The organism is Campylobacter sputorum subsp. sputorum (assembly GCF_008245005.1).
Classification (GTDB): Bacteria; Campylobacterota; Campylobacteria; order Campylobacterales; family Campylobacteraceae; genus Campylobacter_F; species Campylobacter_F sputorum.
The window spans coordinates 1376180-1391217 of record NZ_CP043427.1 but is presented as its reverse complement, the minus strand read 5'-3'; the positions used below and the strand labels follow the sequence as shown (position 1 = coordinate 1391217).

Below are 15038 nucleotides of genomic sequence, written 5' to 3'. Positions count from 1 at the left end.
CAGTATTTTGGGTTTTATATTAGATGGTATCGTGCAGGCTTTTGTTTTGCTTTATAGTGGAAACGAAGAGACATATTCGGCCATAAATGCAACTCTTATAACTTCTAGTATCTCTATAGTTTTTTCATTGCTTATAGGTATGCCAATAGGCTTTTGTTTGGGATTTTACAAATTTAAAGGTGCTAAAACTTTAAAACTTCTTAGTGATACAGCTCTAGCTATGCCAACAGTTGCTATCGGGCTTATCTTATATGCTTTTATATCAAGTAGAGGTCCTTTTGGTTTTATGGGTCTTTTATTTACACTAAAAGCTGTAATTTTGGGGCAAATTTTCTTATCTTTACCAATTATCATTTCGCTAACTGCAAGTGTTGTAGAAAATATGGATAAAAAGCATCTATTAACCATAAAAAGTTATCAATTAAGTTCTTTTAAGCAAGTTTTAACCGTGCTTTACGAACTTAGATACTCTTTGATGGTTGTAGTTGCTACTGCTTATGGCAGAATAGTAGCTGAAGTTGGTGTAGCTATGATGGTTGGTGGAAACATTAAATGGTTTACAAGAACCATAACAACAGCAGTTTCACTAGAGACAAATAAAGGCGAGTTTGCTATGGGAATAGCTCTTAGTATGGTGCTTATCGCTATGGCTTTTGGTGTAAATTTAGCCATACATGCTTTTAAAAGATTTGATAAATGATACTAAAAAATATAACTCAAATTTATAAAAATCAAAAAGTTTTAAATATTTCAAATTTAAATATAAATGAAAGCAATATTACCGGACTTCTTGGTTCAAATGGAAGTGGCAAAAGCACACTTTTACGCATACTTTCGCACATAGAAAATCCAGTTAGTGGCGAAATAAAAAGTAACCTTGATAAAAAAGATATATCCATTCTTTTGCCAGAGCCGATGCTTTTAAAAAGAAGCGTAAAACAAAATTTCATTTTTGCACTAAAAGCTTATGATGACATCAAAGATAGCTATGATGAGAGAATTTCTATGGCTCTTAGTATGGTTGGACTTGATTCTAGCTTTTTAAACAAAAAACATTATGAGTTAAGCAGCGGACAGACAACAAGACTTGCTTTTGCGATTCTTATCGCTACAAGGCGTAAATTTATGCTTTTAGATGAACCGACAAACAGCATAGATCTTATGTCTTCTAAGCTTTTTGCAAAATCTATAAAAACATTAAATAAAGATTATGGATGTGGATTTGTAATAGCAAGTCACGATGAAAAATGGCTTAGTGAAATTTGCGATGAAAATGTGTTTTTGTATAAAGGAAGTGTTAGTAAATTTGAGCTTAAAAATATTTTTAATTGCGAAAATTCTCTTATAAATTTTGGTTCAAATTTAAATATAACTTTACCAGATGATTTTAAAAATGCATCAAAAGTCGCACTAAATCCTGCTAAAATAATCATAACTAAGGATAATTTGTCTTATGAAGGTTTTTTGCACTCGCTTTCTGTTATAAGCAATAAAAGATTTTTAATAAAGATAAAATTTGGAGATTATCTTTTAAAAACGGTTGTAAAAATACAAGACTTTCCAAATTTAAAAGTTGGTGATAAAATTAATTTTTATATAGATAAAAGTGGCTTTTTGGCACTAGAATAAAGGAAAATGATGAAAATAGCATTAAGTATCGCAGGATCTGATAGTGGCGGTGGTGCTGGTATTCAAGCTGATTTAAAAACTTTTGAGGAACTTGGAGTTTTTGGAACGAGTGTTATAACGGCAATTACGGCACAAAATACACTTGGAGTAAGTCATATTTATGAGGTAAGTTTGCAAAGTATAGAAGAGCAGCTAAAAGCTGTTTTATCGGATTTAAGGCCAAATGCCATAAAAACTGGAATGCTTTTTGATAGTAATATTATAAATTTAGTTTATGAGAATTTAAAAAATCAAAATATCCCGCTTGTTTGTGATTGTGTAATGGTGGCAAAAGGTGGAGCGAAGCTTTTAAAAGACTATGCTATAAGTGCTTTGATTTCTAAGCTTATACCGATTTGTGAGCTAATCACGCCAAATATCCCTGAGGCTGAAATTATTTCAAATTTTAAAATAACAGATGAAAAAGATATGATAAAAGCTGGATTAAATATCCAAAAAATTGGCGTTAAAAGTGTGTTGATGAAAGGCGGTCATTTAAGTAGCAATGATGCTTTTGATATCTTAATAGATGAAGATAAAATTTATAAATTAACATCGCCAAGAATAGATACAAAAAATACCCATGGAACTGGTTGTACTTACTCAGCTGCTATAACTGCGAGTTTGGCTGATGGTTTGAATATGCTAAAAAGTGCCATTAGAGCAAAAGCTTTTGTGTATGAAGCTATAAAAAATGATTTGCATTTAGGTAGTGGACATGGGCCCACAAATCACTTTGCTTATGTTAAAAATGGACAAAAAAACACTGAAATAAAAGTTGAAAATTTATAAAGGATACAAGTTTGATAATAAAAGAAGATAAGAAAAAAGTTCGCAATGCACTTTTTATGAATATTGTTCTTAGTGTTGTTGGTTTAGTGGTTTTTATATTGGAGTATGGAAACATAGGCTTATTTGTGTTTTTAGTTGGTTTAGTTGGTGTATTTTTTTGTGCCAAGAAAATGCTGTTTAGTAATAATTTTTTGAGAGTTGATGAAGATGGATTTTTTATAAAAAATGGCAAAAAAGAGCAGAAATTTAACTTCAAAGATATAGAAAAAATAGGCATAAAAACAATAGAAAAAAATAAAAATATACAGGTTTTAAATTTTGTTTTTAATAAAAATTATAAGATAGAGGATAAATTTAGCTTTTTAAGGTTTTATAATGACAAAGAAGCGACTTTACCAAACATATATGAAAAATCATTTTATGAGATTGAGAAAATTTTAAGAGATAAATTTAGAGAGTTTGTATGAATATTTTTTAAAACTTTTCTAATTAATTTTGAAAATTCATTAATTTTGACTCTTTTAAATCTTTTGGTAAATAATCCAACCAATTTTCTAATCCTTTAATTTGATTTTCGCTTAATGTGTAATTTTTTCTTAAATAAGATATTAAGCTAGTAATAAATTTAACTCCATTTGTCTTTTGATTTTGCTCTAAATAGTTTAGCGTTCGTTTTAATATAAACTCATAAGCATAACATGTTCTTAGATTATATAAGGACAGTTTGCTGTTTCTTTGTTTAGCTCTTTTTTCTATGTTTATTATGTGATTTATATCTTTATCATCAAGATTGCCATCTCTTATATATTTATCATAATATTTTTTGAGTGGTTCATAAGATAGGTTATATTCAATAAGTTTTTCTTGCCTAAGAATTATATATGTAATAGCATTTGATTTATCATGGTTAAATTTATTTCTATTTCCAGTGTGAGTTTTATTTATAGAATTTTCATTTGCAGTCATAGATATTAAAGATGTTGTAAGATCTGGTATTTTAGATAAATCCACATTTAAATATTTATCTACGTAATATTTACTTGCATAATATGTATTTCCATTATCATCTTTTAAATAGTATGCTTTCCCTGAAGTTAATTTTTTGCCATAGTGATATGATTTTGTATATTCTGGCACAAAATCTTTTTTTACTACTATCATTTGTTTTCCTTAAATATATTAAAATTATATTGCAGTTTTATTTTATATATTTCAAATGTAAATTTTCATAATAATTAGGCGTATTCCGCCTAATTTAAACCTCATATCTTTCGCCAGGCTTCATCTCTATCATTTCCCAAGGTAAGCCTTGTATCATTAGCTCATCCATAAATGGTTTTGCATCAAATTCTTCCATATTAAACACACCTTTACCGCTCCATTTTTTTGTAGCTATCATTTTAGCTCCTATCATAGCAGGAACTCCTGTTGTATAACTAACTCCTTGAGCTCCAGTTTCAGCGTAACACTCTTGGTGGTCGCAGACATTATAGATATAAACTTGTCTTTCTTTGCCATCTTTTATACCACGAATTACGCAGCCTATGTTAGTTTTACCTTTTGTTCTTGCTCCTAGGCTTGCAGGATCTGGTAAAAGTGTCTTTAAAAACTGAATCGGAACTATTTTCATGCCATTGTGCTCAACTTCGTCAATTCTAAGCATTCCTACATTTTCAAGGCATTTCATATGCGTTAAATAACTTTGCCCAAATGTCATAAAAAAGCGGATTTGTTTAAGTCCTTTTATGTTTTTGCTAAGGCTTTCTAGCTCTTCGTGATAAAGTAAATAACTATCTTTCACGCCAACTTTAGGATAATCCCATTTAAACATTATCTCCATAGGTTTTGTCTCAACCCAGCCTTTTTCTTTTTGCCAGTAGCGTCCATTTGCTGAAACTTCGCGTAAATTTATCTCTGGATTAAAGTTTGTTGCAAATGCGTATCCATGGTCTCCTGCGTTGCAGTCTAAGATATCAATGTAGTTGATTTCATCAAAAAGGTATTGTGATGCATAAGCACAAAAAACATTTGTTACCCCTGGATCAAAACCGCTTCCAAGTAATCCCATAATGCCAGCTTTTTTAAACTCATCATCTTTTGCCCATTGTAATTTGTACTCAAATTTAGCCTCATCAGGATGCTCGTAGTTTGCTGTATCTATATAGTGAATTTTAGCTTTTATACACGCATCCATTAGTGTTAAATCTTGATATGGAAGTGCTACATTTAGCAAAATTTCGGCACCTGTTTTTTTTATGAGTTCTACAACAGCGTTTGTATCATCAGCGTCAATCGCAGCTGTATCTATCATAACTCCTAAACGCTCTTTTATAAATTTAGCTATCTCATCGCACTTGCTTTTTGTTCTACTTGCTAGGGTGATTTTAGTAAAAGTTTCTTTATTCATCGCAGCTTTTATGGTTGCAACTCTGCTAACTCCACCAGCTCCGATTATTAGTAAATTTGACATTTTAACTCCTTTAAATTTAAAAAGCATTTTAACAAATTTATATTAAAGCTTGGAAACTTTTTAAGACATTAATAAAAATTTATTATTTTTTCTTTTAAATTTGGACAAAAATGGTGCAAATAATGCACCATAAAACTAAATTTATTTTTCCCAAATTCCAGTTTTTATTTTTTCTTTTAAATTTGGATATTTATTTATATCAAATTCCGGATTCTTACCAGCTTTTACCTGCTCTTCAAAGTCTTTTAAAAGCAAAAATGCAGCAGGAGAGAGAAGCAAAATACTAATTAAGTTCGTAAATGCCATAATTCCCATAGAAGCATCAGCCATATTCCATACTAGCGGTAGTTCTTGTATAGAGCCAAAATAAACCATAGCTAAAACCAATATTCTAAATGATATCATTATAAATTTATTATTTTTTATGAATTGAACATTGCTTTCAGCATACGCATAATTTCCGACAATTGATGAAAAACAAAATAGAAGTATTATAATGGCTAAAAAAGAAGAACCATAACTTCCTATCCCAGCTTCTAACGCCATTTGTGTAAGCTCCGCTCCTGTTGCGTCTGTTGTTCCATAAACACCACTTAGAAGTATGATAAATGCGGTGCATGAACAAATTATTATAGTATCTACAAATACTCCAAGCATTTGTATTAACCCTTGATTTGCAGGATGATAAGCATCGCTTGCTGCTGCGGCATTTGGAACAGAGCCCATACCAGCTTCATTTGAAAAAAGACCTCTTTTAATTCCTTGCATCATAGAAACCGTAAATACGCCAATAGCTCCTCCGCCAGCAGCTTTAAAATTAAATGCTTCTGATACTATAAGATAGATAACTTTTGGAACCATAGTTATATTTGTTATAATCATATAAATAACTGCTAAAAGATATAAAATAGCCATTATGGGAACGATTTTCTCTGCAACTTTGGCAACTCTTTTTATTCCACCAAATATGATAGGTGCAACTATCAAAACTAATCCTATGCCAACATACTGCGCATTCCATCCCCATGCTTTATGTGTAGCTGCAACCATTGTATTTGATTGAACTGCATTGAAAACAAAGCCAAATGCCAAGATTAAACTTAGTGCAAATACAATACCAAGCCATTTTTGTCCAAGCCCAATTGTTATGTAATATGCCGGTCCACCGCGGTAACTACCATCTTTATTTTGAACTTTGTAAAGCTGACCTAGGCTTGATTCTATAAATGCGGAACTCATTCCGATTAATGCGGTTATCCACATCCAAAAAATAGCCCCAGGACCGCCTATAACTAAAGCTATGGCAACGCCTGCTATATTTCCAGTACCAACTCTACTAGCTAGTCCTGTGGCAAAGGCTTGAAATGGGCTAATAGCATCATCTGATGCCCTTTTGCCAACTTTCATTCTAATCATACTTTCTTTAAAATGTCGAAATTGAACAAATTTAGTTTTTAGTGTAAAATAAATTCCCGCTCCAAGCAAGACATATACAAGTATAGTCCATATATATGCATTTATTGTATCTACAACCAATTTAAGAATTTCAATCATAAGTCCCCTTAATAACTATATTTTAAAACATAATTTTAATAAAATTATAATAAACATTTTATTTTATATAGTATTTATAGTTTCAAATTTATAAATATTTAATTTTATAAAAAGCTATAATTATAAATATATCTAAATTACCATGAGTTTAAAATCTAATTTTATAATATTATTGTATTTTGATTATCAATTTTTAAGGGCTAATTTAATATAATAAATATCATTAAGTAATGAGGATAAGATGTTAAGCTTACAAAAAATAAAACCACTTACTAAAAAGTTTTTAGAAGATTCAAATTTTACTTGGCATACAGACCCAGATAACACACCATATATAAGTGATGAGATTGTTGGAGTTAGCCAGAGTGAAGCAAATGCTTACTATGAAGCTGCAAATGAGCTTTATGATATGTTTGTAGCCGGTGCAGAATATGTCATAGAAAATAATCTTTTTCATGAGTTAGGAATTCCATTTAATCTTATAGACATCATAAAAGATAGCTGGAGTAATGATGTTCATTGGCATTTATATGGTAGATTTGACTTTGCTGGGGGACTTGATGGAAAGCCAATAAAACTACTCGAATTTAACGCAGATACTCCAACTTCACTTTTTGAAACTACTATTATTCAATGGGCAATGTTAAAATATAATAGTATGAATGAAATGGAGCAGTTTAACGACATTTACGAGGCTATAAAAGAGAATTTTAAAAGATTAATAACTCTTAGTGATGATACGAGCGAATTTAGCAAATATTATGATGGATGGAAAATACTTTTTAGCTCAATTGCTGGAAGCAATGAAGATGAACAGACCGTGAAGTTGCTACAAAATATGGCCGATGAGGCTGGATTTCATACTAAATTTGCTTATGTTGATGAGGTTGGATTTAGCGATGAAGAAGGCATATTTTTAGGAGATGAGGGGTTTGAGTATTGGTTTAAATTAATTCCTTGGGAAGAAATAGCGATAAATGAAGGAGAACTTGCACTCATACTAAAAAATATTATAAAAAATCAAAAAGCTATCATTTTAAATCCTGCTTATACTTTACTTTTTCAAAGTAAGGCTATGATGAAGATTTTGTGGGATTTGTATCCTAATCATCCACTTTTACTTGAAACATCTTTTGAGCCACTAAACAAAAAACAAGTAGCAAAGCCATTTTTAGGCAGAGAGGGTGCAAATATAAGCATTTTAGATGAAAATGCTAAAGTTATAGAAAGTAAAGATGGGGATTATGCTAATCAAAACAAAATTTATCAAGAATTTTATGAGTTAAATAAAGATGAAAAAGATCAAAACTATCAAGCCGGTCTGTTTTTCGCTTATGAGGGGTGTGGGCTTGGTTTTAGAAGAGGTGGTAATATCATAGATAATTACTCAAAATTTGTAGGACATTTTATAAAGGAGTAAAGATGAAGATAGTATGTTTAGACGCTGATACTCTTGGTGATATTGACTTGAGTAAATTTAATGATTTTGGTGAATTTGTTACATATGGCATAACATCTGATAGCCAAAGGCTAGAAAGATTAAAAGATGCTGATATTGTTTTGACAAATAAAGTTATTATCGATAAATATATAATGGATAATACTAACTTAAAACTTATTTGTGTTACTGCAACCGGAACAAACAATATTGATATGGAGTATGCAAAAACTAAAGGCATAGCTGTAAAAAATGTAGCAGGATACTCTACAAATGCAGTCGTTCAGCAAGTATTTGCTTCGCTTTTTTATCTAACAAATAAAATGAGATATTATGATGATTGGGTAAAATCAGGCGAATGGATAAAAAGTCCGATTTTTACAAATGTTTCTAAAAATATTTATGAGATCAATCCAAAAAGATTTGGTGTTATAGGTCTTGGAACTATTGGTTTGCAAGTTGCTAGGATTGCAAAAGCTTTTGGTTGCGATGTTGTGTATTATTCAACTAGCGGCAAAAACAACTCTACTGAGTTTCCTAGTGTTAGTTTAGACGCACTTTTAAAAACTTGCGATATAGTTTCTATACATTGTGCATTAAATGATAAAACCAAAAATTTAATAGATACAAATGAGTTAGAAAAGTTAAAAGATGGTGCTATTATAATGAATTTTGGAAGAGGCGGTATCGTAAATGAAACAGCTTTATCTAAAATACTAGATGAAAGAGAAATTTATGCAGCACTAGATGTATTAGAAAAAGAGCCGATGAGTGCAGATAATCCATTTATAAAAGTAAAAAATAGAGATAGATTTGTGATAACTCCGCACATAGCTTGGGCTACTTATGATGCTAGAGTAAAACTTATGGATTTAGTTTATAAAAATATACAAGATTTTTTAAAGGCATAAAATGGCAAGCGAACATAGTTTTGATGTGAGTGCTAGTGTTGATATGATGGAAGTTAAAAATGCTATAGAGATATCTAAAAAAGAGATTGCTTCTAGGTATGATTTTAAGGGAGTTGTAGCTGAGATAAATTTAAATGAAAAAGATAAAACCATAACTCTTTTAACATCAAGTGACAATAAAATAGACGCTCTTAAAGATATTTTGATATCAAAACTCATAAAAAGAGATATACCATCAAGTGCATTAAAAGATGGTAAAAAAGAGAGTGCAAGTGGTTCAAATGTTCGTTTAGTTATGTCTATAAATGATACTATAGATCAAGAAAATGCTAAAAAAATCACAAAAGTTATAAAAGATTCTAAACTTAAAGTAAATTCATCTATAAGGGGCGATGAAATACGCGTTGTTGGGAAATCTATAGATGATTTGCAAGAGTGTATAAGATTGATTCGCTCGCTAAATTTAGAACTTCCTATAAGTTTTAAAAATCTTAAATAGCTTTAGTTTTATACTCTTATTAAAGATGTATTTTAGTTTAAATTTATAATAAAATATTAAAATACATCTAAAATTATTTTAAAAATTTAGAAGGTAAAGAATGGGATTTATGAATATAGGTAAAGAGTTTGCTATAAATTATGCTCACAATAAAATGCAAAAAGCACTTTATAATGGGCTAAATATCGATATGCTAGACAAACCTTTACAAAAGACTCCAAAAGAAAATATTAATTATATGCTTTATATGCATGTGCCATTTTGTCACACATTTTGTCCATATTGCTCTTTTCACAAATATCGCTATGATGAAGAAGTATCAAAAAAGTATTTTATAAATTTAAGAAAAGAGATGCAAACTATAAAAGATAAAGGTTTTGATTTTAGCTCTTTGTATGTTGGTGGCGGAACTACTCTTATAAATGAAGATGAGCTTTTAAAAACTCTTGAAATGGCTAAACAACTTTTTAACATAAAAACAGTTTCTTGCGAGAGCGATCCAAGCCATATTTCGCCACAAAGTTTGCAAAAATTTGTAGGTATCATAGATAGACTTAGTGTTGGAGTGCAGAGTTTTGATAATGAAATATTAAAAAAAGTCGCAAGATATGAAAAATTTGGCTCAAAAGATGTTTTGATTGAAAAGCTAAATAAGGCAGTTGGAATTTTGCCGATTCTTAGCATAGATTTGATATTTAATTTACCTTTTCAAACTGAGGAAATTTTAAGAGAAGATATAAGGATTGTAAAAAGCATAAATCCAGAGCAATTTACATTTTATCCACTTATGAAATCGCCCCTTACTAGAGATTCCATCGCAAAAACACTTGGTGTTAGCAATGAAGATAATGAGTATAAGTTTTATAAGATTATTTGTGAGGAATTTAAAGATTTGCACAAAAGCAATGCATGGGCGTTTTCAAAACAAAAATATGATATGAATGATGAATATGTTGGTTCAAACCACGAGTATGTGGGTATTGGCAGCGGTGCTTTTAGTTTTTTAAACGGAGAACTTTTGATAAATGCTTTTGATTTAAATGATTATGGTAATTTTATAAACTCAAATACTCAGCCGGTTATAGCAAAATGCAGTTTTAATAAAAAAGATAAGATAAGATATCTGTTTTTAACAGAGCTGTTTGATGGAAGTATAAATATAAGTAAATTTAACAAAGCAAACGATACTTTCTTAACAAAAGAGCTTTTTATGGAGTTATTTCTTTTAAAACTTGTAAATGCTATATATGAAAAAGATGGAATGATTTATGTTACAGAATTTGGAAGTTACTTATGTTTGGTTTTAATGAAAGAATTTTATACCGGTATGGATAAAGTTAGAGCAACTTTTAAAGATAACAATAAAATAAAAAATGTAAAAACTCTAAGGATAATGGAACAAGCTGACGCTCCTATACAAAATGTCGCAAATGTTTAATGCGACATTTTTAAATCCAAGTTACAACTTCGTTTAGATTTTTTCTTAGTTTTGGTTTATCGCTTGTTGGGCTACCGTATCCAAGGGCAATTAATAAAACAGTGTTAAAAGTATCGTTAAATTTAAAAAACTCATTTGCTTTTTTGACATCAAATCCGCCTATAATGCAACTTTGAACGCCTTTAGAATAAGCGATATTTACTAAATTTGCACAAGCTAAATAGCATTGAAGTGCTGAGTAATGATTTATCTCTTCTTTGCTCATAGTATGAAATCTTTGTCCAAAAATATCCAAAACTTTTTTAAATTTTTCTTTATCTTGCTGTTTTCTAGCTATTATATTTTGCAAATACTCATCTTTTTGCTTAATATCGTTTCTTGAAACTATTGCAATGATATGGGAGGAATTTTTCACATGCTCTTGATCTTTTGCGATTTTTCCTAGCTCAAGTATATCATCTTGTTTGCTAACTACCATAAAATGCCACGGCTCTAAACCAAGAGAGCTTGGAGATAGTCTTGTAAGATCTAAAATTTCGTTTATTAGCTTATCGTCTATTTTTCTTTTTTCAAAAACTCTACAAGAATATCTTTGTTGAATGATTTCATCTATAGTCATTTAATATCCTTTTTTATTATTGTTTTTGTAATTTTATCATAAATAAAACAATAAAAAGAAGCCGTTTTATACTAAATTGAGCAAATTTTATGTAAAATAAACAACATTATCTATTTAGGAAAGTTATATGCTTGGAATGAGTTTTTCTGAAATTTTAGTTATAGCTTTGATTGCCGTTTTGGTTTTAGGACCAGATAAGTTACCAAAAGCAATGGTAGAGATAGCTAAATTTTTAAAATTTTTTAAAAAGAGTATAAATGATGCAAAAGCTAGTTTTGATCAAGAGATTAAGATAGCTGAGTTAAAAGCTGATGCACAAAAATATAAAGACAGCTTAAATGACGCAAAAAACAAAGTTAGAAAAAAACTTACATTTGAAGAGCTTGAAGAGTTGAAAAACGGCGTAAAAGATATATCTGATGAATTTAATAGTGCTAAAAATATAGTAAATGAAAATGTTGCAAATTTATCAAATTTACAAGAAAATACGACAAATTTAAAATCACAAGATAAAAAAGAGGATTAAGTATGTTTGAAGATCTTAAACCTCATTTAATAGAACTTAGAAAAAGATTGTTTATAAGCTGTTCGTCCATTTTTGTAATGTTTTTTGTATGTTTTTCGTTTTGGAACCCGATCCTTTCTTGGATGACTGCGCCATTAGTTAAAATTTTGCCCCAAGGCAGTGATATTATATTTACTCAGGTTCAAGAGCCGTTTTTTACAGCTATGAAAGTTTCGTTTTTTGCAGGACTTGTAGTTTCTATGCCTATAATTTTTTGGCAATTTTGGCTTTTTGTATCCCCTGGTCTTTATGATAATGAGAAAAAATATGTCTTGCCATTTGTTTTTTTTGCTACGTTTTTCTTTATAGCAGGATCTAGTTTTTGTTACTATGTGGTAATACCGATAGGGTTTAAATTTCTTATAAATTTTGGCGGACAACTTTTTACAGCACTTCCTAGCATTGGCGAATATGTCGGATTTTTTACAAAACTAATTGTTGCATTTGGGATATCTTTTGAACTGCCTGTTGTTACATTTTTCTTAGCAAAAATTGGTCTTGTTGATTATAAAGCTTTGCTTGGATTTTTTAGATATGCAATTATTATAATATTTGTTTTTGCAGCTATTGTTACACCGCCAGATGTTATAAGTCAAATTCTTATGGCTCTACCGCTTGTTTTATTGTATGTTCTTTCTATACTTGTTGTAAAATGGACATGTAAAACTACTCAAAACGAGACTGCTGATGATGAACAAAAAGATGGTGAAAATTTAGATGATTGATTTATTAAAAACATCTAGTTATGATTATTTTTTGCCACAAGAGTTTATAGCAAAAGAGCCAGTTTTACCAAGAGAAAATGCGAAAATGCTTGTTTATGATAGAAAAAAAGACACTATTTTGCATAAACATGTAAAGGATTTGCCAGAAATTTTGCCAGAGTGTTCTATTGTTTTTAATGATACAAAGGTTGTAAAAGCAAGGGCTTATGGTGTAAAAAGTAGCGGCGGAAAAGTAGAAATACTTCTTAATGCACCGCTTATAAATGGAAATTTTGGTGCGTATATCAAAGGTAGGGTAAAAGTTGGTAGTGAGATTGCATTAAGCGATAGCTTTAAATTTATAGTTAAATCACTTTTTGATGATGGTTTGAGAGAAGTTGAGTTTTATTTGAAAGATAAAAAATTAAATACAACTGAAGTTTTTAATGAGATGGATTGTATAGGGCATGTGCCTATCCCTCCATACATCAAAAGAGATGATAATAAAAATGACGAAATTTGGTATCAAAGTATTTTTGCAAAATACCAAGGTGCTGTTGCGGCTCCAACTGCATCTTTGCATTTTAGTAGTGAGCTTGTTGATAAGCTTAAAATAAACTACGATATTTACACACTTACTTTACATGTTGGAGCAGGAACTTTTAAGGGTATAGAAAGCGAGGATATAACAAAACATAAAATGCACGAAGAGTGGTATCATCTTCCGCAAAATACTATAAATTTGATAAACTCAACGGATAAAATTTTAGGCATTGGAACAACTGTTACTAGGGTGATTGAGGATTTTGCTAGAAATGGTAGGAGTAGTGGGGTTTGTGAGTTATTTTTAAATCCTTTTAATAAACCAATTAGACAAGATTATCTTCTTACAAATTTCCACCTTCCAAAATCAACTCTTATAATGCTGGTTTGTAGTTTTATAGGGTTTGAAAAAACTATGGAAATTTATGATATAGCCATAAAAAATAACTATAGATTTTATTCTTATGGTGATTGTATGTTAGTTTTATAGGAGCAAGTAAGATGCGTTATGTGTTTGTATTATTTACAAGTTTTGTTATGCTTTTTAGCGAAGAAAATGTATCTTTGCAAATTGTAGATAATTATATAGATATTTTTTATCTAGTTTTTATGACATTTTGCTTCATTGTCCTTGTATTTATGGTTAAATTTTTAAAAAATGAATTTAAAAAAATAAATGATATTAAAGCAGAAAATAAAACAAATTCCAGCATAAAAAATGAGAATTTTTTAGCATCTAATAATGAAAATATTTTTAATTTAAATTTTCAACAAAGAAAATATGCCATAAATAAAACAGTATCAAACATAAATATATTCTCAAGATTAAGTCACGCTTCTAGGGCTATTTTTGATTGTTCTTTTAAAAACAGATCTGTTGTAATCTTTGATTTTGATGATAGTCTTGATAAAAAATACAATGTTAATTCACAATGTTTTATACAATCTCTTGTATCTTGTATAAAGTTTTTTTACAAGAATTTAAAGAAAATACAATAATTGTAGAGTTTTTTCCTATAAGTCAAGGAGCTAGTGCTGTAAATTTTGAGTTAAAGATATCTTCAAATTCTATTTTAGATATTGATTTGTATGAAAAATTAAAATTTATTATTCACAAAAAAAATATGCTAAACATTGGTAGATTTAAATTTATTTATGAAATGAATAAATATATAGATCAGCTAGGCTGGAGTGTTAAATGTGAAAATGTAAATAATTTTAGTATATGTTTTAATGGGTTTTTAAAACTAGGATATAACGATGATGATACAAATAAAACTTATAGTGATAAATTTAAAAATTTAAGCTCTGTATTGTTATGTAATAATTTAACATTAAAAAATATTATCATAAAACAAGTAGAAAAATTTCATATGGATATTAAGCCTTGTGAGAATTGGGAAATTTTAAACGAACATATAAAAAGTAGGATATATTTACCTGCTATAGTTTTTATTTATATTGATGATTATAACGGCATTAGCGATGAAATGTATCAAAGTTTGCAAGAAAATAAAAAGAAAAAGAATTTTGTCATTGTATTTTTCATAGGCAATAGAAATCAGATAAATCGTGATTTGCAAATAGGCGATTTTTTTATAACTTCGCCATATACAATAAATACTTTAAAAAATGTTTTAGATTTATCTTACGGGGGGGGGGTAAAAGAGGAAAAATTATATTTTAGTGTTTAATAATAGAAAATTTAACTAGATATTTTGTAGTAAAATATATGGTAATTTATAATTTATTTTATATATCTTATATCTAGTTGATTGTATTATTTATTTTTTTAATGTTATATCTAATACAATAAAGTTTATATGAAATTTCTCAT

The 15038-nt window shown here is 29.3% G+C and carries 17 protein-coding genes; 13 read left to right on the top strand and 4 right to left on the bottom strand.

Annotation, left to right across the window (positions count from 1 at the left end):
• Window positions 1-7: 7 nt before the first annotated feature.
• Genes tupB through CSPT_RS07080 form a run of 4 tightly spaced genes read left to right on the top strand, consistent with a single transcriptional unit; the run spans window position 8 to window position 2927 of the window.
• Window positions 8-700 (top strand): tungstate ABC transporter permease TupB, encoded by a 693-nt coding sequence (gene tupB, locus CSPT_RS07095; protein WP_089182947.1) that lies wholly within the window; start codon window positions 8-10, stop codon window positions 698-700.
• Window positions 697-1629, top strand: coding sequence for a tungstate ABC transporter ATP-binding protein TupC (tupC, locus tag CSPT_RS07090; RefSeq protein ID WP_089182946.1), 933 nt, complete (start codon window positions 697-699; stop codon window positions 1627-1629). Before tupB ends, tupC begins: the two co-directional genes overlap by 4 nt.
• Before the next feature lie 9 nt (window positions 1630-1638).
• A complete protein-coding gene (thiD, locus tag CSPT_RS07085; RefSeq protein WP_181892281.1) occupies window positions 1639-2460 on the top strand; it encodes a bifunctional hydroxymethylpyrimidine kinase/phosphomethylpyrimidine kinase in 822 nt (273 codons plus the stop codon).
• Window positions 2461-2471: 11 nt separating this feature from the next.
• Window positions 2472-2927, top strand: a complete 456-nt coding sequence (locus CSPT_RS07080) for a hypothetical protein (RefSeq protein ID WP_089182944.1) — start codon at window positions 2472-2474, stop codon at window positions 2925-2927.
• A 22-nt stretch (window positions 2928-2949) separates the two neighbouring features.
• On the opposite strand, the gene CSPT_RS07075 is transcribed toward CSPT_RS07080, so the two are convergent.
• The 3 genes from CSPT_RS07075 to CSPT_RS07065 form a co-directional block, all read right to left on the bottom strand.
• Entirely contained in the window at window positions 2950-3621 is a 672-nt protein-coding gene (locus CSPT_RS07075) for a hypothetical protein (RefSeq protein WP_089182943.1), read from the bottom strand.
• A 94-nt stretch (window positions 3622-3715) separates the two neighbouring features.
• The gene (locus tag CSPT_RS07070; protein WP_089182942.1) at window positions 3716-4930 is read right to left on the bottom strand and encodes a saccharopine dehydrogenase family protein; all 1215 of its coding nucleotides are present in this window, start codon (window positions 4928-4930) and stop codon (window positions 3716-3718) included.
• A gap of 141 nt (window positions 4931-5071) precedes the next feature.
• On the bottom strand, window positions 5072-6484 hold the full coding sequence (locus CSPT_RS07065; RefSeq protein WP_089182941.1) for an alanine/glycine:cation symporter family protein: 1413 nt from the start codon (window positions 6482-6484) through the stop codon (window positions 5072-5074).
• Between the two features lie 241 nt (window positions 6485-6725).
• Between CSPT_RS07065 and CSPT_RS07060 the strand changes: the two genes are divergently transcribed.
• The 4 genes from CSPT_RS07060 to CSPT_RS07045 all read left to right on the top strand — a co-directional run bounded on the left by CSPT_RS07060 (window position 6726) and on the right by CSPT_RS07045 (window position 10770).
• Window positions 6726-7904, top strand: coding sequence for a glutathionylspermidine synthase family protein (locus CSPT_RS07060; protein WP_089182940.1), 1179 nt, complete (start codon window positions 6726-6728; stop codon window positions 7902-7904).
• Window positions 7905-7906: 2 nt separating this feature from the next.
• Entirely contained in the window at window positions 7907-8833 is a 927-nt protein-coding gene (locus CSPT_RS07055; protein WP_089182939.1) for a D-2-hydroxyacid dehydrogenase, read from the top strand.
• A gap of 1 nt (window position 8834) precedes the next feature.
• On the top strand, window positions 8835-9332 hold the full coding sequence (locus CSPT_RS07050; RefSeq protein ID WP_089182938.1) for a YajQ family cyclic di-GMP-binding protein: 498 nt from the start codon (window positions 8835-8837) through the stop codon (window positions 9330-9332).
• Between the two features lie 109 nt (window positions 9333-9441).
• Window positions 9442-10770 carry a coproporphyrinogen III oxidase family protein gene (locus tag CSPT_RS07045; protein WP_181892293.1) on the top strand — a complete coding sequence of 443 codons (1329 nt, stop codon included), beginning with the start codon at window positions 9442-9444 and terminating at the stop codon, window positions 10768-10770.
• A gap of 10 nt (window positions 10771-10780) precedes the next feature.
• Here CSPT_RS07045 and CSPT_RS07040 read toward each other — a convergent pair whose 3' ends face one another.
• A complete protein-coding gene (locus CSPT_RS07040) occupies window positions 10781-11389 on the bottom strand; it encodes a nitroreductase family protein (RefSeq protein WP_089182936.1) in 609 nt (202 codons plus the stop codon).
• Window positions 11390-11516: 127 nt separating this feature from the next.
• Here CSPT_RS07040 and tatB point away from each other — a divergent pair, with 127 nt between their 5' ends.
• The 5 genes from tatB to CSPT_RS07015 are packed head-to-tail and all read left to right on the top strand — an operon-like array spanning window position 11517 to window position 14895.
• Window positions 11517-11915, top strand: coding sequence for a Sec-independent protein translocase protein TatB (gene tatB / locus CSPT_RS07035; protein WP_089182935.1), 399 nt, complete (start codon window positions 11517-11519; stop codon window positions 11913-11915).
• 2 nt (window positions 11916-11917) lie between these two features.
• A complete protein-coding gene (tatC, locus tag CSPT_RS07030) occupies window positions 11918-12679 on the top strand; it encodes a twin-arginine translocase subunit TatC (RefSeq protein ID WP_089182934.1) in 762 nt (253 codons plus the stop codon).
• Window positions 12672-13691, top strand: a complete 1020-nt coding sequence (queA, locus tag CSPT_RS07025; protein ID WP_089182933.1) for a tRNA preQ1(34) S-adenosylmethionine ribosyltransferase-isomerase QueA — start codon at window positions 12672-12674, stop codon at window positions 13689-13691. The genes tatC and queA overlap by 8 nt, the downstream gene beginning before the upstream one ends.
• 11 nt (window positions 13692-13702) lie before the next feature.
• On the top strand, window positions 13703-14200 hold the full coding sequence (locus CSPT_RS07020; protein WP_143297538.1) for a hypothetical protein: 498 nt from the start codon (window positions 13703-13705) through the stop codon (window positions 14198-14200).
• Complete coding sequence (locus CSPT_RS07015; protein WP_089182931.1) at window positions 14158-14895, top strand: hypothetical protein; 738 nt, start codon at window positions 14158-14160, stop codon at window positions 14893-14895. Before CSPT_RS07020 ends, CSPT_RS07015 begins: the two co-directional genes overlap by 43 nt.
• Window positions 14896-15038: the final 143 nt, after the last annotated feature.

Excerpts from the sequence above, each read along its gene's own strand:
- tupC (WP_089182946.1), top strand. The coding sequence starts at position 697 with ATGATACTAAAAAATATAACTCAAATTTATAAAAATCAAAAAGTTTTA.
- thiD (WP_181892281.1), top strand. The coding sequence starts at position 1,639 with ATGAAAATAGCATTAAGTATCGCAGGATCTGATAGTGGCGGTGGTGCT.
- CSPT_RS07075 (WP_089182943.1), bottom strand. The coding sequence starts at position 3,621 with ATGATAGTAGTAAAAAAAGATTTTGTGCCAGAATATACAAAATCATAT.
- CSPT_RS07070 (WP_089182942.1), bottom strand. The coding sequence starts at position 4,930 with ATGTCAAATTTACTAATAATCGGAGCTGGTGGAGTTAGCAGAGTTGCA.
- CSPT_RS07065 (WP_089182941.1), bottom strand. The coding sequence starts at position 6,484 with ATGATTGAAATTCTTAAATTGGTTGTAGATACAATAAATGCATATATA.
- CSPT_RS07060 (WP_089182940.1), top strand. The coding sequence starts at position 6,726 with ATGTTAAGCTTACAAAAAATAAAACCACTTACTAAAAAGTTTTTAGAA.
- CSPT_RS07055 (WP_089182939.1), top strand. The coding sequence starts at position 7,907 with ATGAAGATAGTATGTTTAGACGCTGATACTCTTGGTGATATTGACTTG.
- CSPT_RS07050 (WP_089182938.1), top strand. The coding sequence starts at position 8,835 with ATGGCAAGCGAACATAGTTTTGATGTGAGTGCTAGTGTTGATATGATG.
- CSPT_RS07045 (WP_181892293.1), top strand. The coding sequence starts at position 9,442 with ATGAATATAGGTAAAGAGTTTGCTATAAATTATGCTCACAATAAAATG.
- CSPT_RS07040 (WP_089182936.1), bottom strand. The coding sequence starts at position 11,389 with ATGACTATAGATGAAATCATTCAACAAAGATATTCTTGTAGAGTTTTT.
- tatB (WP_089182935.1), top strand. The coding sequence starts at position 11,517 with ATGCTTGGAATGAGTTTTTCTGAAATTTTAGTTATAGCTTTGATTGCC.
- tatC (WP_089182934.1), top strand. The coding sequence starts at position 11,918 with ATGTTTGAAGATCTTAAACCTCATTTAATAGAACTTAGAAAAAGATTG.
- queA (WP_089182933.1), top strand. The coding sequence starts at position 12,672 with ATGATTGATTTATTAAAAACATCTAGTTATGATTATTTTTTGCCACAA.
- CSPT_RS07020 (WP_143297538.1), top strand. The coding sequence starts at position 13,703 with ATGCGTTATGTGTTTGTATTATTTACAAGTTTTGTTATGCTTTTTAGC.